The 23,747-nt window shown below is 63.1% G+C and carries 23 protein-coding genes; 13 read left to right on the top strand and 10 right to left on the bottom strand.

Annotation, left to right across the window (positions count from 1 at the left end; all coding sequences use genetic code 11):
• The 6 genes from VGH41_RS26045 to mdcH form a co-directional block, all read left to right on the top strand.
• Nucleotides 1-916: triphosphoribosyl-dephospho-CoA synthase (locus tag VGH41_RS26045; protein ID WP_331600551.1), on the top strand; the 916-nt coding region annotated here is incomplete at its 5' end.
• Nucleotides 904-1,209: a malonate decarboxylase subunit delta gene (locus VGH41_RS26050; protein WP_331600552.1), complete on the top strand. Its 306-nt coding sequence runs from the start codon at nt 904-906 to the stop codon at nt 1,207-1,209. The genes VGH41_RS26045 and VGH41_RS26050, both read left to right, overlap by 13 nt.
• Entirely contained in the window at nt 1,206-2,090 is an 885-nt protein-coding gene (locus tag VGH41_RS26055) for a biotin-independent malonate decarboxylase subunit beta (RefSeq protein ID WP_331600553.1), read from the top strand. Before VGH41_RS26050 ends, VGH41_RS26055 begins: the two co-directional genes overlap by 4 nt.
• A complete protein-coding gene (gene mdcE, locus VGH41_RS26060) occupies nt 2,087-2,905 on the top strand; it encodes a biotin-independent malonate decarboxylase subunit gamma (RefSeq protein WP_331600554.1) in 819 nt (272 codons plus the stop codon). Before VGH41_RS26055 ends, mdcE begins: the two co-directional genes overlap by 4 nt.
• The gene (locus VGH41_RS26065; RefSeq protein ID WP_331600555.1) at nt 2,905-3,594 is read left to right on the top strand and encodes a malonate decarboxylase holo-ACP synthase; all 690 of its coding nucleotides are present in this window, start codon (nt 2,905-2,907) and stop codon (nt 3,592-3,594) included. Before mdcE ends, VGH41_RS26065 begins: the two co-directional genes overlap by 1 nt.
• Nucleotides 3,594-4,532, top strand: a complete 939-nt coding sequence (gene mdcH, locus VGH41_RS26070; RefSeq protein WP_331600556.1) for a malonate decarboxylase subunit epsilon — start codon at nt 3,594-3,596, stop codon at nt 4,530-4,532. The genes VGH41_RS26065 and mdcH overlap by 1 nt, the downstream gene beginning before the upstream one ends.
• Before the next feature lie 44 nt (nt 4,533-4,576).
• Here mdcH and VGH41_RS26075 read toward each other — a convergent pair whose 3' ends face one another.
• The 6 genes from VGH41_RS26075 to VGH41_RS26100 all read right to left on the bottom strand — a co-directional run bounded on the left by VGH41_RS26075 (nt 4,577) and on the right by VGH41_RS26100 (nt 10,606).
• Nucleotides 4,577-4,765: a type II toxin-antitoxin system PemK/MazF family toxin gene (locus VGH41_RS26075; protein WP_331600572.1), complete on the bottom strand. Its 189-nt coding sequence runs from the start codon at nt 4,763-4,765 to the stop codon at nt 4,577-4,579.
• A gap of 224 nt (nt 4,766-4,989) precedes the next feature.
• Nucleotides 4,990-6,108 (bottom strand): galactofuranose ABC transporter, permease protein YjfF, encoded by a 1,119-nt coding sequence (gene yjfF / locus VGH41_RS26080; protein ID WP_331600557.1) that lies wholly within the window; start codon nt 6,106-6,108, stop codon nt 4,990-4,992.
• Nucleotides 6,105-7,136: an ABC transporter permease gene (locus tag VGH41_RS26085; RefSeq protein ID WP_331600558.1), complete on the bottom strand. Its 1,032-nt coding sequence runs from the start codon at nt 7,134-7,136 to the stop codon at nt 6,105-6,107. The genes yjfF and VGH41_RS26085 overlap by 4 nt, the downstream gene beginning before the upstream one ends.
• The gene (locus tag VGH41_RS26090) at nt 7,133-8,713 is read right to left on the bottom strand and encodes a sugar ABC transporter ATP-binding protein (RefSeq protein ID WP_331600559.1); all 1,581 of its coding nucleotides are present in this window, start codon (nt 8,711-8,713) and stop codon (nt 7,133-7,135) included. Before VGH41_RS26090 ends, VGH41_RS26085 begins: the two co-directional genes overlap by 4 nt.
• A 95-nt stretch (nt 8,714-8,808) precedes the next feature.
• Entirely contained in the window at nt 8,809-9,789 is a 981-nt protein-coding gene (locus VGH41_RS26095) for an ABC transporter substrate-binding protein (protein WP_331600573.1), read from the bottom strand.
• Nucleotides 9,790-10,015: 226 nt separating this feature from the next.
• Nucleotides 10,016-10,606: an alpha-ketoglutarate-dependent dioxygenase AlkB gene (locus tag VGH41_RS26100; protein WP_331600560.1), complete on the bottom strand. Its 591-nt coding sequence runs from the start codon at nt 10,604-10,606 to the stop codon at nt 10,016-10,018.
• Between the two features lie 200 nt (nt 10,607-10,806).
• On the opposite strand from VGH41_RS26100, the gene VGH41_RS26105 reads away from it, so the two are divergent.
• Both VGH41_RS26105 and VGH41_RS26110 read left to right on the top strand, forming a co-directional pair.
• Nucleotides 10,807-11,391, top strand: a complete 585-nt coding sequence (locus VGH41_RS26105; RefSeq protein ID WP_331600561.1) for a malonic semialdehyde reductase — start codon at nt 10,807-10,809, stop codon at nt 11,389-11,391.
• 391 nt (nt 11,392-11,782) lie between these two features.
• Nucleotides 11,783-12,946, top strand: coding sequence for a metallophosphoesterase (locus VGH41_RS26110; RefSeq protein WP_331600563.1), 1,164 nt, complete (start codon nt 11,783-11,785; stop codon nt 12,944-12,946).
• A gap of 176 nt (nt 12,947-13,122) precedes the next feature.
• Here the strand turns inward: VGH41_RS26110 and VGH41_RS26115 are convergent, their stop codons facing one another.
• A complete protein-coding gene (locus tag VGH41_RS26115; protein WP_331600564.1) occupies nt 13,123-13,623 on the bottom strand; it encodes a hypothetical protein in 501 nt (166 codons plus the stop codon).
• Between the two features lie 730 nt (nt 13,624-14,353).
• Between VGH41_RS26115 and VGH41_RS26120 the strand changes: the two genes are divergently transcribed.
• Together VGH41_RS26120 and VGH41_RS26125 are read left to right on the top strand one after the other, a co-directional pair.
• Nucleotides 14,354-15,061, top strand: a complete 708-nt coding sequence (locus VGH41_RS26120) for an MgtC/SapB family protein (RefSeq protein ID WP_331600565.1) — start codon at nt 14,354-14,356, stop codon at nt 15,059-15,061.
• Between the two features lie 471 nt (nt 15,062-15,532).
• Nucleotides 15,533-15,787 (top strand): GlsB/YeaQ/YmgE family stress response membrane protein, encoded by a 255-nt coding sequence (locus VGH41_RS26125; protein WP_331600566.1) that lies wholly within the window; start codon nt 15,533-15,535, stop codon nt 15,785-15,787.
• Nucleotides 15,788-15,865: 78 nt separating this feature from the next.
• Here VGH41_RS26125 and VGH41_RS26130 read toward each other — a convergent pair whose 3' ends face one another.
• The 3 genes from VGH41_RS26130 to VGH41_RS26140 form a co-directional block, all read right to left on the bottom strand.
• Nucleotides 15,866-17,380, bottom strand: a complete 1,515-nt coding sequence (locus VGH41_RS26130) for an acetyl-CoA hydrolase/transferase family protein (protein WP_331600574.1) — start codon at nt 17,378-17,380, stop codon at nt 15,866-15,868.
• Between the two features lie 175 nt (nt 17,381-17,555).
• Nucleotides 17,556-17,774 carry a hypothetical protein gene (locus tag VGH41_RS26135; RefSeq protein ID WP_331600567.1) on the bottom strand — a complete coding sequence of 73 codons (219 nt, stop codon included), beginning with the start codon at nt 17,772-17,774 and terminating at the stop codon, nt 17,556-17,558.
• Between the two features lie 158 nt (nt 17,775-17,932).
• Nucleotides 17,933-20,104: an FUSC family protein gene (locus VGH41_RS26140; RefSeq protein WP_331600568.1), complete on the bottom strand. Its 2,172-nt coding sequence runs from the start codon at nt 20,102-20,104 to the stop codon at nt 17,933-17,935.
• Nucleotides 20,105-20,353: 249 nt separating this feature from the next.
• Between VGH41_RS26140 and VGH41_RS26145 the strand changes: the two genes are divergently transcribed.
• The 3 genes from VGH41_RS26145 (at nt 20,354) to VGH41_RS26155 (ending at nt 23,572) form a co-directional block, all read left to right on the top strand.
• Nucleotides 20,354-21,376, top strand: a complete 1,023-nt coding sequence (locus VGH41_RS26145; RefSeq protein ID WP_331600569.1) for a LysR family transcriptional regulator — start codon at nt 20,354-20,356, stop codon at nt 21,374-21,376.
• A 148-nt stretch (nt 21,377-21,524) separates the two neighbouring features.
• A complete protein-coding gene (locus VGH41_RS26150) occupies nt 21,525-22,919 on the top strand; it encodes a selenium-binding family protein (protein ID WP_331600570.1) in 1,395 nt (464 codons plus the stop codon).
• A gap of 5 nt (nt 22,920-22,924) precedes the next feature.
• Nucleotides 22,925-23,572 carry a hypothetical protein gene (locus VGH41_RS26155; protein WP_331600571.1) on the top strand — a complete coding sequence of 216 codons (648 nt, stop codon included), beginning with the start codon at nt 22,925-22,927 and terminating at the stop codon, nt 23,570-23,572.
• Nucleotides 23,573-23,747: the final 175 nt, after the last annotated feature.

A 23,747-nucleotide genomic window follows, 5' to 3' on the forward strand; every position in this document is an offset into this window, starting at 1 on the left:
GCCCGCTGCGCGCCCCTCGCGGGTTGAAGCCGACGCGACGGACACGTGGCTCGCACGCCTCGCCGTCACGGCGCTGATCGAGGAAGCGCTGCTCACGCCGAAACCTGCGCTGGTGGATCAGCGCGGCAGCGGCGCGCACCGGGATCTCGATCTCGTCACCATGCTGCGCTCGGCTCACTCGCTCGGTGCGACCTTCGCGGAGCTGGCCTCTGCGTCGCGCCGCCGCGAGCCGTCCGCAACCTTGCGCTCCGAACTCGCGCGGATTGGCCGTGCCGGCGAACAGGCGATGTTGCACGCCACCAACGGAAGTAACGCGCATCGTGGTGCAATCTGGATTGTCGGATTGCTGGTAGCGGGCGCCGCGATTGCGCAGGTGCAGCCAACGGCGCCACGTGACGCAGCCGCGCAAGCCGCGCTCGCCTCCAGCATCTGCACGCTGGGTGCGCAGATCGCCTGCTTCCCCGATCGCTTCGCCACGCCCTCCGACAGTAATGGCGAGCGCGTGCGCCAGCGCTACCAGGTCGGCGGCGCGCGACGCGAAGCGCAAGACGGTTTCCCCCATGTAGCAGACGTAGGCTTGCCCGCGTTGCTGGCCGCGCGCGCCAACGGCGTGCCCGAGAACGCGGCCCGTCTCGACACGTTACTGGCGATCATGGCCTCGCTCGACGACACCTGCCTGTTGCACCGCGCGGGCCTGCCCGGCCTGCACGCGGGCAAGGACGGCGCGCGTCGCGTGCTCGATCTCGGCGGCAGTTCGACCGTGTCCGGCCGCGCCGCGCTCGCCGAACTCGACCGCGCGCTGCTGGCACTCAACGCCTCTCCGGGCGGCGCAGCCGATCTGCTCGCCGCCACCCTCTTCATCGACATGCTGGTGCGTCATGGCACTGGCGGGAGCTCAGCCACATGGAACATCTGACGTTCGACTATCCGGCGCAGCGCGCCGTCACGACTCGCGCGCATGTCGGCGTGGTCGGTTCTGGCGACCTCGAAGTGCTGTTGTCGCCGGCTTCGGCGATGACCGCGCATGTGATCGTGCGGACCAGCGTCGACGGTTACAGCCACATCTGGAAGAGCGTGCTCGACCGCTTCTTCACACGCTACGACGGCGCCGCGCAGATCGAGATCAACGATTTCGGCGCGACGCCCGGCGTGGTGGCGCTGCGGCTCGCGGAAGCCATTGAGGAAGCGGAACAGGGAGACGACGCATGAGCACCGTTGCCACTGCGCAGCCCGGCTTGGTGCTGCATGACAGCTTCATCGAGCTGCCGGCGCGCGAGCGCGCCCGCGCCTTGCTCGATGCGGGCACGTTCCGCGAACTGCTCGGCCCGTTCGATCGCATCGAGTCGCCGTGGCTGCCGCTGCAGGGCATCGTCTGCCAGGCCGACGACGGCTGCGTGATCGCACGCGGCACCATCGACGGCGAACCGGCCGTGGTCGCGGCAATCGAGTCGGCGTTCCAGGGCGGCAGCATCGGCGAAGTGTCGGGCAGCAAGATTGCCGCGGCGCTCGAACTCGCGCTGCGGGATTGCGAGCGCGGCAAGATCGTGCGTCCGGTCGTGCTGTTCGAAACCGGTGGCGTGCGTCTGCAGGAAGCCAACCTGGGTCTCGCGGTGATCGCCGAAATTCAGGCGGCGATTGTCGCGCTGCGCCGGCATGTGCCGGTAGTCGGCGTGATCTCCGGCATGGTGGGATGTTTTGGCGGTATGTCGCTCGCCGCTGGGTTGTGCTCGTATCTGATTCTCACCAGACAGGGGCGTCTTGGCATGAACGGCCCTGAAGTGATCGAACAGGAAGCGGGCATCGACGAACTCGACGCGAGCGACCGGCGTCACGTGTGGCAGTTGATCGGCGGTGAACAACGCGCGCTGACCGGCTTCGCCGATGCACTCGTCGAAGACGATCCCGCCGCGCTTCGCGCCGCGCTGCAAAGCGCCTTTGCACAGGGCGTCCCGGCGGCGCATCGCAGCGAACAGGTGGACACCTATCTCGCGCGGCTCGCGCAAACCGATCCTGCCAACGTCACGCCCGAAACCACGCGAACCGTGTTTCCCGCCGGCGCCGGGGTTCGCTCGCCGAAGGAGCAAGCATGAACGACACGACTCTGACCCGCGGCGCCCGCTGGTTCCGCGCCCTCGCCGGCGAGACGGCAAGCCCCGCCCCCGTCTGGAGCGGCGATGCCAGGCTTGGCGACGAAACTGCGCGCTTCATCAGCGTGGTTGCCGATCCGCAAAACCGCTTCCCGCGCGCCACTGACAATGTGGTCGGCCTCGAACAGGGCTGGCAGCTTGCACGCGCGGTGCGTGAGACGATCGCTCAGGATGCGCAGGCGGCGACGAAGCGTCCGATTGTGGCAATCGTCGATGTAAAAAGTCAGGCCTATGGCTATCGCGAAGAGACGCTCGGCATTCACCTCGCCTGCGCCGCCGCGGTCGACGCCTATGCAACCGCGCGCGATGCCGGGCATCCGGTGATCGCACTGATTGTCGGACCGGCGATGTCGGGCGCGTTCCTCGCGCACGGCTACCAGGCCAACCGGATCGTTGCAATCGACGCGCCCGGCACCATGGTGCACGCAATGGGCAAGGAAGCGGCCGCGCGCGTGACGCGCCGCACGGTCGAAGCACTTGAAGCGCTCGGCGAAACCATTACGCCGATGTCGTATTCGATGGCGTCGTTCGCGAGGCTCGGCCTGCTCGACGCGTTGATCAAAGATGTCGACGGCGACGCGCCGGACGCCGCGCAGATCGAGCACGTGCGCGAGGTGCTGCGCGCTTCGGTCAGGAGCGCTCGCGCCGACAGCACGCGCGGGCTCGCGCACCGGCTCGAATCGGACACCGCGAAACAGACCCGCGCGGCCTCCGTCGAAGTGCGGCGGCGTCTTGCCGAGCAGTGGGACGCCGCGTAATGCAGGTGTGTGCCGTACCGCCGTTTGCCGCGGATAGCGCGCACGGTTGCGACCCACGCTGGCAGCCGCATGATCTGCTGCGGCTGCGGCGTCTGGCGCCGCTCGACGGTGAACCGGAGTGGGTGCGCGAGGCCTTTGCACGCGCGCCGTTCGCGGTAGTGAGACGGGCGCCGGCGGCAGCGGGCTTTGTCGCGGTGGGCGTGCGCGGCAACGGCCGCGCGCAACGCTATGGCACGTGGGTCGAAGCCGCCGATGTCCTCGAAGCGATTGCACCCGAAGATTTCGCGGCGAGCTTGCCGGCGCTCGAGCGCCGCGCGTTGCCTGCCTTCGCGCTGCTCGCGGCGCTGCGCGACGATATGAGCAGCCTGCGCCGGTACGCGTGGGGGCCGACCGGCAGCGCCGCTTTCGAGCTTGCGACACGGATGCCCGCCGTCACCATGGCGAGCGACCTCGACTTGCTAGTCCGCATGCCCAAGCGGCTGCCTCAGGAGAGTGCCGCGCAGATCCTCACCGAATTGCAGACGCGCGCGCAGAAGGCCGGCATGCGCGTCGACGTCCAGCTCGAAACGCCGGCCGGCGGGATTGCGCTCGCCGAGTGGGCAGCGGGCAAACCGCGCGTGATGGCCCGCTGCGCGCAGGGTCCGCAACTGATTGCCGACCCTTGGGCGGCCATGCCCGGGCGCGTGTGATGCTCGCCTTCCAGTTCCCCGGGCAAGGCGCGCAGTCCGCAGGATTTTTGCATCGGCTGCCGGAGCACGCCGCGGTTCGCGACACGCTCGCCGAAGCCTCACAGGTGCTCGGCATCGACGTGCTCACGCTCGACACCTCGGCTGCTTTGCGCTCGACGGTGGCGGTGCAGGTCGGGCTCGTCGTCGCGGGTGTGGCTACCGTGCGTGCGCTGGCCGACTCCCAGTTGACGCCGGATGTCAGCGCGGGGCTTTCGGTCGGCGCCTATGCAGCGGCCGTGAGTTGCGGGGCCCTGCAGTTCGATGACGCGCTGCGCATGGTCCGCAAGCGAGCCGAACTCATGGAAGCCGCCTATCCCTCCGGTTATGGTCTGGCGGCCATTTCGGGTCTGAGCGAACATCAACTGGAAGTTGTTGCTGACGAGCTGGCGCGGCGCGGCGTGCCGCGCGCGTATATCGGCAACGTCAATGCACCGCGTCAGATTGTCATGGCCGGTTCGGATGCCGCCCTCGAGGCGCTTGTCGAACGCGCGCTTGCCGCAGGCGCCCGCAAGGCCACGCGGCTCGAAGTGAGCGTGCCGTCGCATTGCGAATTGCTCGCCGGCGCGACGGAAGAACTGATCGACTACGCCCGCGAGGTGCCGTTTCACACGCCGCGCAGCATTTACGTGGGCAATCGCGGCGGCCGACCGTTGCATACGGCACAAGCCATACGCGATGACCTTGCCACCAATATGCGCTACACGGTCCGCTGGTTCGATGCGCTCACCGTCATGCTTGAAATGGGTGCCCGCGTGCTGGTTGAAGCGCCGCCTGGCCAGGTGTTGACCGATATCGTGCGCGAGAATCTGCCGGAGGCCACGGCGATTGCTGCCAGCAGCATGGCGCATGAGCGTCTGGTCGCAACCGTGAGGCGCCGACTCGCGGTAGACAGGCATTGAGCCGCAACAAGGCTGCTACGCACGATCGCACCATACGATCCGGCTCACTCGACAAAAAACGCCTGCAGCGTCGACAGCGCATTCAATAGCGCCTGATCCGACACCGCCCCTGCACACTTGATGAAACGCGTTTTGTCCACCGTGCCGATCTGATCGAGAAGGATCAAACCCTTTTTGCGCAAGAACGTGAGCGGTATCCGAAACGGCGCGGGCCGACCGTTGGAACGGCAAATGGCATAGGACGAATCCCAGCATCACGCACGGCATCGGCGCGGCTGTTTATGCCGGTGTTCTCGTGGGTTCGATGGCGGAGGTGTCGCGTGCTGTTTGCGCTCGGCATTGCACCGACGCAGGCCGTGATCTGGATGCGCGGCGCATCGTGTGCGCTGCGTGACTCTCGCCGCGCTCAGACTGCCGAAGACGTGAGCTCGTCAACGGCAGCCGTCAGCGCAGCGCCTTACTGCCCCATAGCCTTTCTTAACCCCTCATCAGGCACGCGGCCGGTGGCATGCGAATCCGTCGCGGCCGTGTCGTGATGAGAACGTTCGCGCGACGGCGTCGATACCGCGCCTTCGGGACCGCCTGGCCGCCGCACCGAACGCGCGTGCCGTTCGATCAGCCGCTGCAGCAGGCAGAACGCGCACAGCAGCGCGCCGATCACGATGCGCGTCCACCACGAGCTCAATGTGCCGTCGAACGTGATCAACGTCTGAATCGTGCCGAGGATGCCCACGCCGAACAGCGAGCCGATCACATAACCGACGCCGCCCGTCAGCAAGGTGCCACCAATCACCGTCGCCGCGATCGCGTCGAGTTCCATGCCCTGCCCTTGCAGCCCGTAGCCGGACAGCACGTAGAAGGTGAACACGGCGCCGCCGAGTGCGGAGCAAAAGCCGCTCAGCGCGTACACGCCAATCCGCGTATGCGCGACCGGCAGCCCCATCAGCAATGCCGAACGCGGATTGCCGCCGACCGCATACACGTTGCGGCCAAAGCGCGTGAAATGCGCGACGAAGATAGCCACCAGCAACGTCACCAGTGCAATCAACACGTTGGCCGAAACCGAACCGGTCCCGACCGGCAAGCGATACGCCGAAATGGCCTTGAAGGTCGGATCGGAAATGGTGATGGACTGCGTGGTGATCAGGAAACACAGGCCGCGCGCGAAGAACATGCCGGCCAGCGTGACGATGAACGGTTGCAGGCGAAAGAAGTGAATCAGTGCGCCTTGCACGGCCCCGAATACCGCGCCCATCACGAGGACGATGGGCAGGATGAGCCACACCGACAGGTGCATGCGCTCTGCCAGAACCGCTTCGACAATGGTGGTCAGCGCCACGACGGAGCCCACCGACAGATCAATACCGCCCGACACGATCACGAACGTCATGCCGATGGCGACGATCAGCAAAAACGCGTTGTCGATCAGCAGATCCAGCAGCACCTGCAACGAGAAGAAACCGGTGTACATCACCGAGCCGAAACCGAACAGCGCGCAGAACAACAGGATCGTGACCGCGATCGGCAGCGTGCGCGGATCGAAGATACGTGCCCAAAGATCGACGATACGTTTCATCGCGCCACCCCGCGCGGGGTGAACAGCGACATCGCAAGCGAGCGCGCCGACGGTGACTGGATCACGCTTACCACCAGCACCACCACCGCTTTCACCACCAGCGTCGCTTCCGGCGGCACACCGATCGAATACGTCGTGTAGGTCAGCGTCTGGATGATGAGCGCGCCCAGCACCGTCCCCGCAAGACTGAAGCGGCCGCCGAGCAGCGACGTGCCGCCGAGCGTCACGGCAAGAATCGCATCCAGTTCGAGCAGCAGACCGGCGTTATTGCCGTCGGCGCTGCGCACGTTCGAACTGATCAGGATGCCGGCGATGGCCGCGGTGAGCCCGGAAAAACCATACACCGCGAACACGATCGCTTTGGAGCGCAGGCCCACGAGGCGTGTCGCCACCGGATTCACGCCAATGGCGCGGATAAACAGCCCCAACGCCGTGCCTTCAACGAGCAGCGCCGTCGCAAGCACCGCAATGACCGCGATCCAGACGGAAAACGGTACACCGAACAGATAACCGCCTCCCACGAACAGGTAACCGGGCGCGCCGATCGGAATGATCTGGCCGCCGGTCAGCAACTGGGCAACGCCTCGCCCGGCGACCATCAGGATCAAGGTGGCGATGATGGGCTGCATGCCGACGTACGCCACCAGCATGCCGTTCCACATGCCGCTCAGCACGCCTACGATCAGCGCCGCGCAGAGCGCCTCGCCGATCAGTCCGCCGCTGGGAAACGGCTGTGTGGCGAGAATGGTGGCCGCCGCCGCGCCGGCGATCGCGACCACGGCACCGACCGAAATATCGATGCCGCGCGTGGCGATCACGAGCGTCATGCCGGTGGCCACGAGCACGAGCGGCGCCGCACGATTGAGAATGTCGACAGGCGCGCCGAACAGGTGCCCGTCAAGCACGCGCAACGCCAGAAAATGCGGATTGACCCACAAATCGAGCAGGAACAGCAGCACGAGCGTCACACACGGCCAGATCAGCGGACGCTCCGCGCCGTCACGCGCGAACCAGTTCGATAGCTTCATTCGCCGCTCCCCGCGATGAGTCGGTAGATATTGTCCTCGTTGGACGCGTTGCCCGCCACCTCCGCGATCTTGCGACGATCACGCAACACCGCCACCCGATGGCTGACGCGCAGCACCTCGTTCACCTCCGACGAAATGAACAGGATCGCCAGACCACTGGCGCACAGCGCCAGCATCCGGTCCATGATGTCGAATTTCGCGGCGACATCGATGCCGCGGGTCGGTTCATCCAGAATCAGCAGGCTGGGATCCGTGGCGAGCCAGCGCGCCAGCAGTGCCTTCTGTTGATTGCCGCCGGACAGCAGGCCAATCGGCTGCTCGGTGTCCGAGGCCTTGATGCCCAGGTGCCCAATCCACAGGTTCGCCAGTTCGCGCGCCCGCTGCCCGTTGATCTTGCGCAGCCAGCCACGCCGCGCCTGCAGCGCCAGCAGGATGTTTTCCCGGATCGACAGTTCGGCGACGATGCCTTCCTTCTTGCGATCCTCCGGGCAATAACCGATACCGAGCGCGACGGCGTCGTGCGGCGACCGCAGGCGTACCGCCTTGCCGCCCACCGTGATCGTGCCGCTGTCGGTGCGGTCCGCGCCGAATAGCAGACGCGCCGTCTCGGTGCGCCCCGAGCCCAGCAGGCCGGCGAGTCCAAGAATTTGCCCCGGCTGCACGTCGAGATCGAGCGGCTGCAACATGCCGCGCCGGCCGACGCCACGCATCTCGACGAACGGCTGCGCCGCCTGCGTTTCTTCCGGCCCTTCACGGGCCGCGTCCCGCAAGCGCGCGCTCATGCGTTCGTGACCCACCATTTTGGCCACCAGTTGATCCGCCGACAGCTCGCTCGCAAGGTATTCACCTTCGCGTTCGCCGTTGCGCATCACGGTAATCCGATCGGAAATCGCGTAGGTTTGTTCGAGAAAATGCGTCACGAACAGAATGGCGATTCCCGATTGCTTAAGATGCCGAAGTATCTTGAAGAGCTGTGCGACTTCGCTGTCGTCGAGGCTCGAAGTCGGCTCATCGAGGATGAGCACGCGCGCATCGACGGAAATCGCGCGCGCAATGGCGACCATCTGCTGCACGGCGATGGGATACGCATCCAGCGATTTGGTCACATCCAGCGCAACGTCGAGGCGCGCAAGCGCGGCCTGCGCGCGGCGTTTGATCTCGCGCCAGTCAATCGCACCGAAGCGCTTCGGCTGGCGTCCGGCGAAGACGTTCTCCGCGACCGACAGATTCGGGCACAGATGCACTTCCTGGTATAGCGTGCGCACGCCGGCCGCTTCGGCGTCTTGCGGCGAGCCGAAGGACACCGGCTGGCCGGCCAGGCGGACTACGCCCGCGTCGGGCGCGACCACGCCGGTCAGCACGTTGATCAAGGTGGACTTGCCGGCGCCGTTCTGCCCCATCAAGGTATGCACTTCGCCGGGAAACAGGCGGAAATCGACGTTCTGCAGCGCCTTCACACCTGGAAACGTCTTGCTGACGCCGACGGTTGCCAGAATTGGCTCAATCTCTCCCGCTTGAGTGCCGGCCGGGCCGCGTTCGTGCGCGGTTTCGGAGGGGTGAGGAGTCGGGTGGGCCATAGACCTCGCTCGATGGGTGGAAAAGAGACCGTTCGCTGCCGGAGCAGCCGAACGGCCAGGCACCACTGGAGAAACTCTTACGGCCTGCGAATTAATTAGTATTTACGCGTCGGCAATGTCTGCGCAGCGACGCTCATCGGGAACACGGTCTCCTGCGTCAGGATACGCTTCGGCAAGCTCTTGCCGGCCACCACGTCCTTGACCGCCGACATCAGCTGCGGACCCAGCAGCGGGCTGCATTCGACATCGACATTCATCTTGCCTGCGGCCATCGCCTGGAAACCGCCCTTGGTGGCGTCGAACGATACGACGGTGATGTCCTTGCCCGGATGCATGCCGGCCTCTTCCATCGCCTGGATGGCGCCGAGCGCCATATCGTCGTTATGCGCATAAACTACATTTATTTTATTTCCATAAGTCTTTATAAACGCTTCCATGACCTGCTTGCCGCCGGCGAGCGTAAAGTCGCCGCTCTGCGACGCAATGATCTTGAATTTGGGATCGTTCTTGATCACCTCCAGCAACCCGGAGTGCCGGTCATTTGCCGGAGCGGAACCGACAGTTCCCTGCAGTTCGGCGATGTTAATAGGGCCTTGGTCGTTTTTATAGTGATCTTCGAGCCAATGACCGCCGCGCCGCCCTTCTTCCATGAAGTCCGAGCCGATCATGGTCACGTAAAGCGACGTGTCCTTCACATCGATATTGCGGTCGGTCAGGATCACGGGAATCTTCGCCGCCTTGGCTTCCAGCAGGATCGGCTCCCAGCCCGATTCGACCACCGGCGAGAAAGCGATCACGTCGACCTTTTGCGCGATATACGAGCGAATCGCCTTGATCTGGTTTTCCTGCTTCTGCTGGGCATCTGAGAATTTGAGGTTGATCTTCGCGTCAGCCGCAGCGGATTTGATGGATTCGGTGTTAGCGGTACGCCACGCGCTTTCGGCGCCGACCTGCGCGAAACCTAGCGTGATGGGTTTTTCCTGAGCATATGCGCTGGGTGCCGCCAGCGTTCCGACACCCGCCACGAGTGCGAGCGCGCCCAACGCACGACATACAGCACGTCGTGAATTCGCCATGACTTGTCTCCTGAATCGTTGTTGTGATGATTCGATACTCGGCGGCCGACTGCAGTGGGGCCTCGGTGAGGATCGTGATTCAGCGTAGTGGTTGGCGCGCCGGGCGTCCAATCATATGATTCGCGCACCTAATACCAGTTTTGATATAGCGCATCGGACTGCTCGACATAGTCGCGCATACCTCGTCAGAGGAAATCATCGCATTACGCGGCGCTGCGGGCGCACTCTACTGCCGGGGCGTCACCCGGCGAAACGTCAGGTTAATGCGCTCACCCGTCACGCGCGGTTCCTTCGGCACGCGGTGACGCCACTCAGCCTGGGTGTTGCCGCGCATGACGAGCAGGCTGCCGCCCTTGAGCTGATACGACTGCAGCGTCCCAGTCTTGTTGTGGCGCAGATCGAAGGTGCGCGCGACGCCGAGGCTCAGCGACGCAATCACGGGTTGGGGCCCCAGTTCCGGCTCGCGGTCGGCATGCCAGCCCATGCTGTCGAGACCGCTACGGTAGCGGTTGATCAGCACGCTGTTGAAGCGGCATCCGCACACCGCTTCGGCGGCGGCCTTGAGCTTGGCCACCGTGGGCGTCCACGCTTCCGGCAGGTTGCGAATACCGGAATAGATATAGACCGCGTCGGGCTCGCCCTGCCATGCGGTCAGGCGCGGCAGCGGCACGCGCCCGGCCGGCGTGCCCATGGTGTCCTGCTTCCAGGCCACCTCGTCGATGAGCTCCGCCAGAGCACGCACCGCGTCAGCGGGCGCGAGCCAGTCGGGATACCAGGCAACATCGGGCTGAGGAAGATCGTCGAACAGATCGTGCATGGAAATAGCGGCCTGCACACGCATTGGCGCGTGCATCTAAAATAAGTGAGCCTCTCTATTATGAAGTCAGCGGCGGCGCCAGGTGGCGCCTGAGATTGCGCTCTCGTTCCGCGGGTTGCTTGCTGCCTGATTGCTGCCTGATTGCTGCCGGCACGGCGTCATACCCGCATCGTTTTCCCCTCTCCACCGAACCCATGACCATGACACTCTCCAACGAAGCCCTCGATCAGCTCTTTCGCGAGGCACGCACGCACAATGGCTGGCAAAACAAGCCGGTCGATGACGCCCTTCTCGGGCAACTGGTCGAACTCGCCCTGCTCGGGCCAACCTCCGCCAACTCGAGCCCCGGCCGCTTTGTGTTCGTGAAGTCGCAGCAAGCGAAGGAAAAGTTGCGCCCCGCCCTTTCCGCCGGGAACCTGGACAAAACGATGGCCGCGCCGGTGACGGTCATCGTCGGGATGGATATGGCTTTCTACGAGCATTTGCCCAAGCTGTTCCCGCATGCCGACGCTCGCAGCTGGTTCGCGGGCAATGACAAGGTGATCGCCGACACCGCGTTTCGCAACGCGACGCTGCAAGGCGGCTATCTGATCATGGCCGCGCGGGCACTCGGACTTGATACCGGCCCCATGTCCGGCTTCGATGCAGCCAAGGTCGATGCGGCGTTTTTCGCCGGCACCACGGTCAAGACGAATTTCCTGATCAACCTCGGATACGGCGATCCGGCCAAGCTGTTCAAGCGCAGTCCGCGGTTTGCCTTTGACGAAGCCGCGCAGATTCTTTAAGTGCTTGCGCGAATGCATGGATGCAACGCTCGCGAACGGACGATCTGGTGAGTTTTCCGGGCGCGTCCGGCTGAAGTGCGCCACGTCAAACAGCGCCGCGCCGATCAGTGCGTCAACAAGGCAGAAGCCTTACTCGGCTGGGTAGCCTCGTGTGCGCCGCCACGCGCCAACTTTCCACGCCCGATGCCATGCCGTGCGGCGCGGCGCGGAAAATGGGCAGGCTCGCGCGCGCCTCATTCGCATCTCTGAATACTTTTAGCGGAAATCTTGCGCCTCCGGCAGCGGTGACGACATGCCGGTAGAATGATCTGTCCTGCCGGCATTTCCGCTGCGAATCGCATCTGTGCAATTCGCACCAATCCGGCAGCCCTTCCGCCTCTTCCTCCTTTCTATGCGCCGCTCATCGTTTCTGGTCCGCTTTCTCGGTATTGGCGTTTTGCTGCATATTTATGTCGGCTTGCGGATCATTCCTGATTTGCCTGTCGATCACACCGGCCATTGGCTCGCCGCACTCTGGCTCGTGCTGTCGTGTTTCCTGATTCCGCTCGGCATGTTCGCGCGGACCATCGAACAGCAACCGTTCGCCGACCGGGCCGCGTGGGTCGGCTTGACGGCAATGGGGTTTTTCTCTTCGTTGCTGATGCTGACTTTTGCGCGCGACATCGTGCTGGCGTCGTTGCTGACCGTCGACGCCATCTGGCCGCGCACGATCGAGCTCGCCCGCTTGCGTATGGACTCGGCGGCGGCGGTGCCGCTGCTTGCCCTGCTATCCACGGCGGTCGGCCTTTTCAACGCGCGGCGGCGCGCGCGCGTGGTGAGCATCGATGTGCCGATCGACGATCTGCCGAGCGCGCTCGATGGCTTCATCATCGTTCAGATCAGCGACATCCACGTGGGCCCGACCATCAAACGCCGCTATGTGGATGCGATCGTCGACGCGGTGAATCGCCTCAAGCCTGACCTGATCGCGGTGACCGGCGACGTGGTCGACGGCAGCGTGCCGCAGTTGAGCGCCCACACGCAACCGTTATCGCGACTCAGCGCGCGCCATGGCGCATATCTGGTGACGGGCAATCACGAGTACTACGCCGGCGCCGATGCGTGGATCGACGAATTCCGACGTCTCGGTCTTAACGTGCTGCTCAACGAGCACGTCGTGGTGAATCACGACGGCGCCCGGGCGGTAATCGCCGGCGTGACAGACTATTCGGCCGGCCACTACGACCCGGCGCACCAGAGCGATCCGGTAGCGGCACTAGCCGGTGCACCCGGCGACGTGCTGATCAAGGTGTTGCTCGCGCATCAGCCGCGTTCGGCCGAAGCCGCTGCGGACGCGGGCTTCACGTTGCAGTTGTCCGGCCACACGCACGGCGGCCAGATCTTTCCGTGGAACTTCTTTGTTCGCCTGCAGCAGCCGTTTACCGCCGGGCTGGCGCGCCTGAACGGGTTGTGGGTATATACGAGCCGGGGTACCGGCTATTGGGGACCGCCGAAGCGCCTGGGCGCACCCTCGGAAATCACGCGCTTACGACTGGTGCCCGGCGAGGGAACCTGAAAAGCGGGACGCCCCCCTAAAAGCAAGCGTGCCAGCGCGACGAATGACAGGCGGGAAGGCGCACAGCAGACAACTGCGGCGATCAACGCTTGAAACTGAATGTGAGGCATGCCTTCGCAGGCACGCCTCACACGCTCAACCCTTCGCTATACCGTGCGAACCTGAATGCGCGAACCTTATTGCGCAGGAGCAACGGCCACGCTCACTTGCGGCGTGTATGCGACCTTCAGATGCGTGCCCGGCTGCAGGCCGGCAAGCTTCGCCGGGTCACGTCCCTGCACGTGGAACACGGCGCCGTTGGGGCCCTTCAACTCGATGACGCCGGCAGCATGGTCGACGGCCTGCACCTCTGCGATGACGTCCAGCGGCGACGACTGGCCGAGCGCACCTTGCGACGGGCTGACGAGCGCGTTGCGGATCATGCGGACATGAACCCTGGCACCTGGTTTGATCTGCGCCAGATTGCCCGTTTCGGTGACGGTGAAGGCGGCTTCGCCGCCATGCTGATCGAGCACGGTCACCACGTGCTTTGCCTGATCGACGTTCTTCACGGTGCCTTCTGCCTGCAGCACGCTGCTGCCTTCGAAGGACGCGGGCGCCACATCAGCCGCCGACGATGCCAGCGGTGCTGCTGCGATCAACACACTAGCGACGATGCTCAGGGTTCTCTTGTTCATGCAATCCTCAACTTGGTCATAACGAAAAAAGAATCAGGCCGTGGCCACGCGCACGCTGGGCAGACCGGCAATTTCCGGTAGCACACACACCACGTCAGATGGGAAGCACGCGAGACTTCAGGCGCCACATGTGAGCTTGCGCATGGGCTATGCGACCTGATTCAAAGCATCAGGCAGTGTCTTTTCCGGGATGGTCCTTGTCAAGCTTCGGACTCCCTAATTAATTTGCGATAAAACCTGACGCGATCGAGACGACGTTGGAACCTGAGGCGGCACACACTGAATGCCATCAAACCGGCGAACCCGACCGTTCAGCCTGCGATCCAAGAACAGGCTCGCCAACGACACCCTGCAATCTGCCCTGCCATAAAGCGGTTGACTTCACAATGCGCCATTGCCTAAAATCCGTCCACGTCTTGAACCGGAAGCCCATCTTGGACAGTAGCAGTTATCGATCTTCGATTCCCCCCATCGCCTGATCAGCAAGCTTACGCGCCGGTTTCATCCTGCCGCCGTCTTGCCGTTCGGGCAGACGGTGCGCGCCGAAGTATTTTCCCGTGCACTGAATTCGTCGCTGCGAAGCCTGAAGCTTTGCAGCAGATGCCGTCGCATTCGCGTCGCGAGCCCGTGCTCGCGCGCAAGGTCACGCGCAGCGCTTCACGTTTGTTAGTGAGGCTGTCACGCGTGTGGTTCACACTACGCGTCTGAGCACGCCTGAATGATTCAAAACATGACGCTTGATTTTGTCTGGCGGCTTCTGGCCGCTTTCGCCTGTGGCGTCGCCATCGGCATCGAACGACAGATGCGGCAGCGCACCGCCGGTCTGCGTACCATCACGCTCGTCGCCAGCGGCGCGTGCCTGTTCGTCACGCTTGGCGTCCTGACCGGTAACGGCACGGCGGGCGTCACCCAGATTGCGGCGTACGTGGTGTCGGGGGTGGGTTTTCTCGGCGGCGGCGTCATCATGCGCGACAAGGGCTCGATCCAGGGTATCAATACCGCGGCGACCCTGTGGTGCTCTGCAGCAGTGGGCGTATTGTGCGGTGCGGGGCATTTCGGGCCGGCGCTCGCCGGGACGGGCGTGGTGCTGCTGACCAATACAGTACTACGCGAAGTCAGCCGCACGATCAACGCCGCGCCGGTTTCGAACGCCGACCTCGTGCGCGAGTACGTCTTGACGGTGGTCTGCCGTGAAGACGATGAAATCCATATCCGCACCGCCTTGTCGAACTCCATGTATTCGACGCCGCTGTCCTTCCAGAGTCTGACGAGCGAGGACGTGCCGGATCAACCAGGCCGCATCCGCGTGACGGCAACCTTAAAGCTGCATCCGAAGGATCAAGCCAGGCTTGAACTGATGGCAAGCCGCATCAGCATGGAAAAGAGCGTGTCGAGCGTCAGCTGGATCGCCACGGAAGCCGAACCGACGCCGGAGTAGCAACGCATTCTGCGAGGCAGCGCCACGCCGGGTTGCAGCCTGAGCCTTCAAATGGCCAACAACGAGGCATGCCGCGCATACTTGCTCCGGCGTGCCTTGCGCCGGTCGCAAGCTTCACCTATAACAACCGTAGACGAAGCAGCGGCCCGCATCCGTGTGGCATCGAGGGAATGCGTGAGAGGTGTCGCCGCGCCGTATGCCTGTGCAGCCCGAGACCGACAACGAGAACCAAATGAACCGAGCGACTGCGCCTTGTATGCCCCTGTCTATCCGCCCTGGCCGCGGCAGCCCTGCTTCCGTTCCTGCATCGATTCCCACTTTATTACTGGCGCTGTGTAGCGCCTGCTTCGCTGGCCCTGCGCGACATATTCAGAGAATGTTAATTCTGCGTCCTGAATATGGACTGCACTAAGCCCATCGACTAAGCTCTGTCACCGTGAATTTTTCACGCTCAACCATGGAGTCTCGATTATGGAACACGGCATCATTGCATGGCTCATCATTGGCGCGATCGCCGGCTGGCTGGCAGGCGTGCTGGTCAAGGGCGGCGGGTTCGGGTTGATCGTCGACATCATCGTCGGGATTGTGGGCGCGTTCATCGGCGGGTGGCTCGCTGGCGTGCTGCATATCTCGCTCGGCGGCGGCTGGATCGGTTCGATCATCACGGCGGTGATCGGCGCGGTCATCCTGCTCTTCATCATCCGCCTCTTCCGGCGCGGGGCCTAGCCTTCGCCGCGTCAGGCGACCTCTTGGTCGCCTGACCTCAGCACCCTTCCTTCTGCGCGCTACCCAATGCGCAGACCATCAGGCCGGCACCAGCGCCTGCTCGAGCATCGAGCCCGTTTCGTTGAGACGCGTATGCCACGCAAATGCCCGTTCGAGGCAGTGCGGAGTTTGCCCGCCACGTTGCAAGGCGTCCCGATAGTAGTCGCGCAGCATGTCGCGATACAGCGGATGCACGCACTTCTCGATGATCAACGTGGCTCGCTCACGCGGCGCCAGTCCACGCAGGTCCGCCAGGCCCTGTTCCGTCACGACCACGTCGACGTCATGTTCGTTGTGGTCGCAATGCGGCACCATCGGCACGATGCTCGAGATGCGACCGCCCTTCGCCATCGACTTGGTTGCGAAGATCGCACACGACGCGTTGCGCGAGAAATCACCGGACCCGCCAATGCCGTTCATCATGTGCGTGCCGCCCACATGCGTCGAATTCACGTTGCCGTAGATATCGAACTCCAGCGCCGTGTTCAGCGCGATCAGTCCCAGCCGGCGAATCACTTCGGGATGGTTGCTGACTTCTTGCGGGCGCAACACGAGACGGTCGCGATAGCGCTCCAGTTCGCTGAACACCTGGGCATGGCGCGCCGCCGACAGCGTAATGGACGCGCCCGACGCGAATGTCACCTTGCCGGCATCCATCAGGTCGAAGGTCGAATCCTGCAGCACTTCCGAATAGATCTGGAACGCTTCGAAGGGAGACTTGACGAAACCTGCCAGCACCGCATTGGCAATCGTGCCAATGCCCGCCTGCAGCGGCGGTAAGCGTCGCGGCATGCGGCCGCGCGATACTTCGTGGTGCAAAAATTCAATCAGATGCCCGGCGATCTGCTCGGTCTCTTCGTCCGCAGGCAGAACGGTCGAGGCGCTATCGGGCTGATTCGTAATGACGATCGCGGCGATCTTTTCCGGCGGGACTGGAATCGCAGTCGTGCCCACGCGGTCCTGCGGATGGATGATGGGCAACGGTTCGCGATTCGGACGATGACCGGGAATCCAGATATCGTGCAGGCCTTCCAATGCGAGCGGCTGCGCGAGATTGATCTCGACGATCACCTTGTCGGCCAGGATAGCAAAACTGGCGGAATTGCCCACCGAGGTAGTCGGTACGATGCCACCGGTTTCGGTGATCGCGACCGCTTCGATGATCGCCACATCGAGCTTGCCGAGCTGATTGGCGCGCAACATTTCGACAGTCTCGGACAGATGCTGGTCGACGAACATCACTTCGCCGCGGTTGATTGCGTCGCGCAACGTCTTGTCGACCTGAAACGGCAAGCGACGCGCGAGCACGCCCGCTTCAGTCAGCTTGCGGTCCACGTCATGGCCGAGCGAGGCGCCCGTCATCAACGTGATGCGCAAAGGCTTGCCTTCCTCACGGGCCCGTTCGGCCAGTGCGACGGGCACAGCTTTCGCGTCGCCTGCCCGCGTGAACCCGCTGGCGCCGACCCGCATGCCGTCTTGAATCAGCAGGGCCGCCTCAGCAGCGGAGGTTACTTTGCCGCGCACGGCGGCACATCTAATCCGGTCTTCGTACATGTTGCCGAGTCTCTCAATGACCACACGCCCGGCTTGCCGTTGCGCACGTCTGGAGTGTGCTTCGCTCAGCAACCGGATTGTTCGTACCTTGCAGCGGCGTCTCACGGGGGACGGCGGCGCGGCAAGGTATTCCAACCGCGTTAAAAGTGGATTTAAGCGCGGCTATTGCCGCCTCTTAGCTACCTGCGTAGATGTTGCAAAAGCTCACAGGACCGACGCAGTTATCAGTCTTCTTCGGCGCCGGCACCATGCGGCCTTCCCTGGCTCGCGCATTCGCATGTTGTACATCGGCTTGCGCGACCTGTTGCGTGTCAGCGGGAGGAGTCGCAGTTTGGGCATGAGCACCAGCAGCGGCCAACGAACAGGCAATCAGGACAATCTTCAAGGCTTTCATCTCATTTCTCCGGTACTTGCGGTTACTGCGCCGAGTAATCTGAAGCAGTGGTCAAACTATATGAGCCGCAGGTACATAGATAAATGGGCACATGTGGAACTGATACTTCCATCTGGCGGAAAGATCGAGAAGCCCGGCCAGGCGGATTGGCGAACGCGTCAACGCGCGTTGAACGGCGCATCTTTATCGAGTAAAGCGGTGCGAATGAAATGCAGGCAGCTGAGAATGCGCTGCAGGTCATGCCGCATTGCATGGTTCTCACGCACCTGTTCCAGCACGATCTGGACGATCGAAATCGCCACGCCTACCGATACCTGCACGGCTTCGAAGCGGGTTCGGTCCGGGCGCTCGAACAGCGCCGCGATAGCTTCGTTCAGCGCGTCAAGGCAGGCGTTCCAGCGTGGCTGCAAGTCCGCCGCGTATGCTGCCCGGGCCGCCTCGTTGCGCAGATCGATCACGGCGTGCCCGATCTCGAGCGTAACCAGCATCCAGCGCAATGCGTCGCGATGCCGGCGCGAGCGCTTCGTGAGCAAGGCACGCAACTGGGCCATCAGATCATGCGTGCTGGACTGAAACTGCTGATTCAAGCCACGCAATTCACCTTTGCAAGCCACTACCACCTGACTGCGCAAACTGCCTTTGATTTTTTCGATCAGCCACGGCATCTGCGCCGGAAAGATCAGCGCAAATGCGATGGAAGCGACCAGCATGGATGCCACGATCGCGATGCCGTTGTTGATCAGCAGATCGGGCTGATAGATCACCACGTTGTCCGGCCCGACCAGCAGGCAAAAGAACACCGAAAAGCCCACGCCATAGCCCGAGGTGGCGGGCCGCATGGCGAGAAACGCGCCGAATGCCAATACGGGCGCGAGCGTCGCGCAAAGCAGCGGGAAGCCGTCGATGTCTGGATAGACGTAGCAGGTGTACAGATAGCCGGCCATGGTTGCGAAGGCTGCGCCAATGGTCATCTGCAAGGTGAGCTTGGGCGCGTTCGGCGCCGTGGATGTCAATGCGCAAGCAAGCGCCGCGCTGATGACCGCGAGACCGCCGCTCGGCCAGTCGGTTTCGATCCAGAACCAGCCCACGGCCGCAATCACCACAACTGAGCGCAAAAACGTGAAGGCGACCACGAACCAGTTCGTTTTACTGAAATAACGGACCGGAGGCCGCTCCTTGGCGGGGCGATGCTGCTCGAGCGATGCGTAGGTTTCCGTATAACGGATGAACTCGTCGACGAAACGGTACAGCAGCTCGGCTGACGTATCGAAATCAGCCAGCGCTTCTGGCGCAAGCGCTTCAACCGGCCGCCGCGTGTTACGCACGCGGCCTGGCAAGATTGACTGGAAGATCCGCAGTTCGACAGCCGCGCGAGCGGCATGTGACGCATCCGTCGTCCGCTCGGCCTGTCTGACTAAAAGAAGCGCGAGTTCTTCAAAAAGCGGCGTGATCGCGTTGACGACCGGTGCTGAGCCGCTCGCCTGCACGCGCTTACTCAATTGATGCAAAGCGTGCAGGCGCGCACAAACGTCCATGAACTCGCTGTTGAGCCGCGCGAGACGCGGGCTGCGCGAGCGCATGCCAGGGTCTTCGAATGCCGCGAAAGTGCGGGTCGCTTCAAAGCCGACGATGCCATCCACGAAGTCTGCGAAGCGACGTTCGAACGCACTTCGTTCGACCTTGCCACTCAACACCTGCGCAGCGAACGCAGTAAAATCGAGATACCTGCTGCGCAGCGTGCGTTGTAATGCCAGGCTGGATCTTTGGGGCACGATCAAGGCGCTGACCGCGCTTGAGCACACGATGCCGACAGCAACCTCCGCGGCCCGCGTGAGCGCGGCGAGAAACAGACCGTTTGGCTCCATTACGGTTGGAACGCCGATCAGGGCTGCGGTGTAACCCGCCAGCACGAAGCCGTACCATCGAAAATGCCGATACCGGACCGCTGCAGCAATACAGGCGCCCATCCATGCCGTCAGCCCGAGCATGTAAAGTTCGGGCTGCTGCACGAAAATCGCGCCCAGCACGAGCGCGGCGATCGTCCCCGCCACCGTCCCAATGATCCGATAGAAGCTTTTGGCGAGCACCATGCCGCTCATGGGCTGCATCAGCACGAACACGGTGGTCATCGCCGTGCGCGGCTGCTGCAGCTCCAGCAACATGGCAATGCCGAGCGCAAGCAACGCCGCCGTGACGGTCTTGAACAGATGCAACCAGATCAGACCGTCGCCTGTCGCCCAGTCGCGGCCAGCCGCGGCGGTCGCACGCAGCATGGCATGCCATTGCCGGGCTGGGCCGGGCGTCTGATCGATCGCATACTGAGGTTTCATGGCAAAAACGTACTCCGGGCTGTCATCCCAATGACTGCCGGTGGAAGTGTTCCAAGGACCTCCCGGAGACGCTATGGACCGTTAAGTCCGCCCTCGCCGGCTTGCGAAGGTCCGATTGTAGGGGTGCGGCAGGCGCATATTAACGGGACACCCCGGGAACGACTCTTACGGATCACACAACAATGGGCGGGTCCGACAGGCGGACAATACGGTTCTCCCTCGACTATTTCGAATGAATAAGAAGGACTGATGGATACGCTACAAAATATGCGTGTATTCGTACGCGTAGTCGAAGCCGGCAGTTTTACTGCCGCGGCGCAATCGCTGAATACGACCACGGGTGCAATGTCCCGCGCAGTGTCGGAACTGGAAACCCATCTGCGCACGCGCCTGATGAACCGCTCGACCCGGCGTCTCGCGCTCACCACTGCAGGCGAACGCTATCTGCAGCGATGTCAGCAGATTCTGGCGGACGTCGATACCGCGGAAGAAGAAGCCAGTTGCGCGCATGAGCGGCCGACTGGCGCGCTGCGCATGTATAGCTTCGCCAGCATTGGACAGCACTACGTGTTGCCGGCCATTTCGCGCTATCGCGCGCTCTATCCGGAAGTGACCGTTGAGCTCACGCTCTCGCAGCGCATGCCCGACCTGTTCGAAGGGAGCAGCGACGTGGCGGTCGTAGGCGCCTCCACGTTGCCGAATTCGGATCTCGTTTCGCTGCTTCTCGGAACAACGTTCAGCATCTTGTGCGCATCACCCGGCTATTTGCGCACGCACGGCGCACCTCAACAACCGGCCGATCTCAAGAAGCACGATTGCCTCATTCTGCATACGCCGGCTTTTCCGCCTCACGAATGGCTGCTCGAAGGTCCCAACGGCAGCGAATTGATGGAAGTCAACGGGCCGGTCCAGGTCAATATCGCCGAGTCGCTCGTCGTGGCGATCAGCGAAGGCATGGGAATTGGCATATTGCCGCTGTATGCCGCAATTGATGGGCTGCGCGACGGTTCGCTGGTACGCGTGCTGCCGGAACATACGCTGCAGAACATGAACATTTACGCGCTTTATCCGTCGCGCAAGTTCATTGATGCGAAAACGCGGACGTGGGTCGAATTCCTCCGCACGCATATGCCCAAGGTGATTGCCCGGGACGTGGCGTTGCTCAAGGACATGGCCGAGGCAGACCCGATCGACACGACAACGCCGGCGTCAGTGACCACCCCGGTACATGCAGGCGCAGTCGCTGGGCCCGGCAAGCCGATCGAGCACTAAGCGCACACGACGGCAGCCCAAAGACCGCAGATTGCCAGGCAAGCATTTACTTATGCCATATCGAGCTTTGCGAATCACTTAAAGCAACTACAGTTCATCATGGTCGATCCTGTCGTCCCACTTCGAAGCGATACGGAGGAGCAATACCATGGGCATCTGGAAGCCGGATCCGAGCTTTTATCCATCCCCGCGCCTCGCCGCTCAGGCGCCGCCTGAAAAGCTCGCGTACGTGGCCGCGTTCGATCCCGATCGCACGCGCCCGGATGAGATTGCCGTGGTGGACGTCGATCCCGCGTCGCCCGCCTACGCAAGCATCGTCGGCAACCTGGCCATGCCTCATGCCGGCGACGAACTGCATCACTTTGGCTGGAATGCCTGCTCGTCCTGTCTGTGTCCCAACGCGCCGCATCCGCATACCGAGCGGCGCTACCTCGTCGTGCCGGGACTACGCTCGTCGCGGATCTACATTCTCGATACCAAGGCCGACCCGCTAAAGCCGAGCATCGCCAAGGTCATCGAACCGGAAACGATTGCCGCACGCACCGGCTACACGCGGCCGCATACCGTGCATTGCGGACCCGGAGGCATTTACGTGACTGCGCTTGGCAACGCCGACGGCGGCGCGCCCGGTGGAATTTTTCTGCTGGACCCGGAAAGTTTCGAGCCGCTCGGACGCTGGGAAGTCGAGCGCGGACCGCAGCAACTTGCCTATGACGGCTGGTGGCATCTGGGCTACGACACCCTGGTGACCAGCGAATGGGGCACCCCCGATACCTTCGAAAATGGGCTGATTCCGGAAGTGCTGCTAGGTGCGAAGTATGGACGCCGTCTGCACTTCTGGGACTTCACACGCCGCAAGCATTTGCAGGAGATCGACTTCGGGCCGGAATACCAGCTCGTCTTCGAGTTGCGTCCTGCTCACGATCCGACCAAGGCTTACGGCTTCGTCAATTGCGTGATCTGTCTGAAGGATCTGTCGTCGTCTATCTGGACGTGGTACCGCGATAAGGACAAGTGGGCGGTGCGCAAGATTATCGAGATCCCCGCTGAGCCCGCCGATCCGGGACTGCTGCCGCCCGTGCTGCAGTCGTTCGGGGCGGTGCCTCCGCTGGTGACGGACATCGACCTGTCGATGGACGACCGCTTCCTGTATGTCTCGTGCTGGGGCACGGGAGATTTGCTGCAATACGATGTGTCGGATCCGTTTGAGCCAAAGCTCACCGGAAAGGTGCGGATTGGCGGGATCGTCTCTCGCGCGACGCATCCGGGTGCTGCGAACGGCGCGTTGAACGGCGGACCGCAGATGGTCGAAATAAGCCGCGACGGTAAGCGCGTCTACTTCACCAACTCCCTCTACGGCGCAGTCGATCCGCAGTTCTACCCGGAAGGGATCGACGGCTGGATGGTCAAGCTCGATGCAGGACAAGACGGAGGTTTGGCGTTCGACGAGAAATTTTTCCTCGCGTGGCCGGAGGGACATCGACCGCATCAGATCCGTCTGCAAGGTGGCGACTGTTCGTCAGATTCCTACTGCTATCCCTGACGTGCATGAATCCGCCGACCTCGACCTGGTGGACATGGTTGGCTGTTGCGGCGCTCGGCACGTTTCACGGCATCAATCCAGCGATGGGTTGGTTGTTCGCGGTCGCGCTCGGACTCTATCGACACAGCCGACGTGTCGTGTTGCTCTCGCTCATCCCGATCGCGCTCGGCCATGCGCTCGCAGCTGGCAGCATGTTGATCGCCGGGCTTTCGCTGGGACTGGTGATCGACCACTCGTGGCTGAATCGGATATGCGGCACCTTGCTCTTGAGCTGGGCCGCGTGGCATGCGCTGCGCGGGCACCGAATGCGGCCGCGCGTCGGGATGCAAACGGGTTTTGTCGGACTGGCCATCTGGTCGTTTGCGATGGCGGCTTCGCACGGTGCTGGACTCATGCTGATTCCAGCGTTGATGCCGATCTGTAGCGCCTTACCTGGAGCAGGCGGGGCCGCAGGTGCCGCTGGTCCGACTGCATTGATCGCCGCGATCGCGCTGTGTGTACATAGCGCGGCCATGCTGCTTACGACAGGTGTGATTTCGCTGGCCGTGTTTGACCGGTTCGGCGTATCGGGTCTGCGGACCAAATGGCTTAACTTTGACTTGCTTTGGACTGGAACCCTGGCGGCGTGTGGGCTGGTTCAGCTTGCGCTTTGAGTCTGTGTGAAGAGGGTAGAACTGCGGTGAAGACACCCACGCGGCTTCCGGGATATGACGTGCTGCGTGCCAGCCGGCCACGCTGCAGTCGACGTGGTTATGCGGTTTTTGAAGTGTGCCGCGCCGGGTGGGCCAGCGCTCAATGGCGCGGGCGTGTCCGGTGGGGTCTGTCCGG

Origin of the sequence: Paraburkholderia sp. (assembly GCF_036488795.1) — a bacterium.
In the GTDB taxonomy this organism is placed as follows: Bacteria; Pseudomonadota; Gammaproteobacteria; order Burkholderiales; family Burkholderiaceae; genus Paraburkholderia.

Excerpts from the sequence above, each read along its gene's own strand:
- VGH41_RS26050 (WP_331600552.1), top strand. The coding sequence starts at position 904 with ATGGAACATCTGACGTTCGACTATCCGGCGCAGCGCGCCGTCACGACT.
- VGH41_RS26055 (WP_331600553.1), top strand. The coding sequence starts at position 1,206 with ATGAGCACCGTTGCCACTGCGCAGCCCGGCTTGGTGCTGCATGACAGC.
- mdcE (WP_331600554.1), top strand. The coding sequence starts at position 2,087 with ATGAACGACACGACTCTGACCCGCGGCGCCCGCTGGTTCCGCGCCCTC.
- VGH41_RS26065 (WP_331600555.1), top strand. The coding sequence starts at position 2,905 with ATGCAGGTGTGTGCCGTACCGCCGTTTGCCGCGGATAGCGCGCACGGT.
- mdcH (WP_331600556.1), top strand. The coding sequence starts at position 3,594 with ATGCTCGCCTTCCAGTTCCCCGGGCAAGGCGCGCAGTCCGCAGGATTT.
- yjfF (WP_331600557.1), bottom strand. The coding sequence starts at position 6,108 with ATGAAACGTATCGTCGATCTTTGGGCACGTATCTTCGATCCGCGCACG.
- VGH41_RS26085 (WP_331600558.1), bottom strand. The coding sequence starts at position 7,136 with ATGAAGCTATCGAACTGGTTCGCGCGTGACGGCGCGGAGCGTCCGCTG.
- VGH41_RS26090 (WP_331600559.1), bottom strand. The coding sequence starts at position 8,713 with ATGGCCCACCCGACTCCTCACCCCTCCGAAACCGCGCACGAACGCGGC.
- VGH41_RS26095 (WP_331600573.1), bottom strand. The coding sequence starts at position 9,789 with ATGGCGAATTCACGACGTGCTGTATGTCGTGCGTTGGGCGCGCTCGCA.
- VGH41_RS26100 (WP_331600560.1), bottom strand. The coding sequence starts at position 10,606 with ATGCACGATCTGTTCGACGATCTTCCTCAGCCCGATGTTGCCTGGTAT.
- VGH41_RS26105 (WP_331600561.1), top strand. The coding sequence starts at position 10,807 with ATGACACTCTCCAACGAAGCCCTCGATCAGCTCTTTCGCGAGGCACGC.
- VGH41_RS26110 (WP_331600563.1), top strand. The coding sequence starts at position 11,783 with ATGCGCCGCTCATCGTTTCTGGTCCGCTTTCTCGGTATTGGCGTTTTG.
- VGH41_RS26115 (WP_331600564.1), bottom strand. The coding sequence starts at position 13,623 with ATGAACAAGAGAACCCTGAGCATCGTCGCTAGTGTGTTGATCGCAGCA.
- VGH41_RS26120 (WP_331600565.1), top strand. The coding sequence starts at position 14,354 with ATGACGCTTGATTTTGTCTGGCGGCTTCTGGCCGCTTTCGCCTGTGGC.
- VGH41_RS26125 (WP_331600566.1), top strand. The coding sequence starts at position 15,533 with ATGGAACACGGCATCATTGCATGGCTCATCATTGGCGCGATCGCCGGC.
- VGH41_RS26130 (WP_331600574.1), bottom strand. The coding sequence starts at position 17,380 with ATGTACGAAGACCGGATTAGATGTGCCGCCGTGCGCGGCAAAGTAACC.
- VGH41_RS26135 (WP_331600567.1), bottom strand. The coding sequence starts at position 17,774 with ATGAAAGCCTTGAAGATTGTCCTGATTGCCTGTTCGTTGGCCGCTGCT.
- VGH41_RS26140 (WP_331600568.1), bottom strand. The coding sequence starts at position 20,104 with ATGAAACCTCAGTATGCGATCGATCAGACGCCCGGCCCAGCCCGGCAA.
- VGH41_RS26145 (WP_331600569.1), top strand. The coding sequence starts at position 20,354 with ATGGATACGCTACAAAATATGCGTGTATTCGTACGCGTAGTCGAAGCC.
- VGH41_RS26150 (WP_331600570.1), top strand. The coding sequence starts at position 21,525 with ATGGGCATCTGGAAGCCGGATCCGAGCTTTTATCCATCCCCGCGCCTC.
- VGH41_RS26155 (WP_331600571.1), top strand. The coding sequence starts at position 22,925 with ATGAATCCGCCGACCTCGACCTGGTGGACATGGTTGGCTGTTGCGGCG.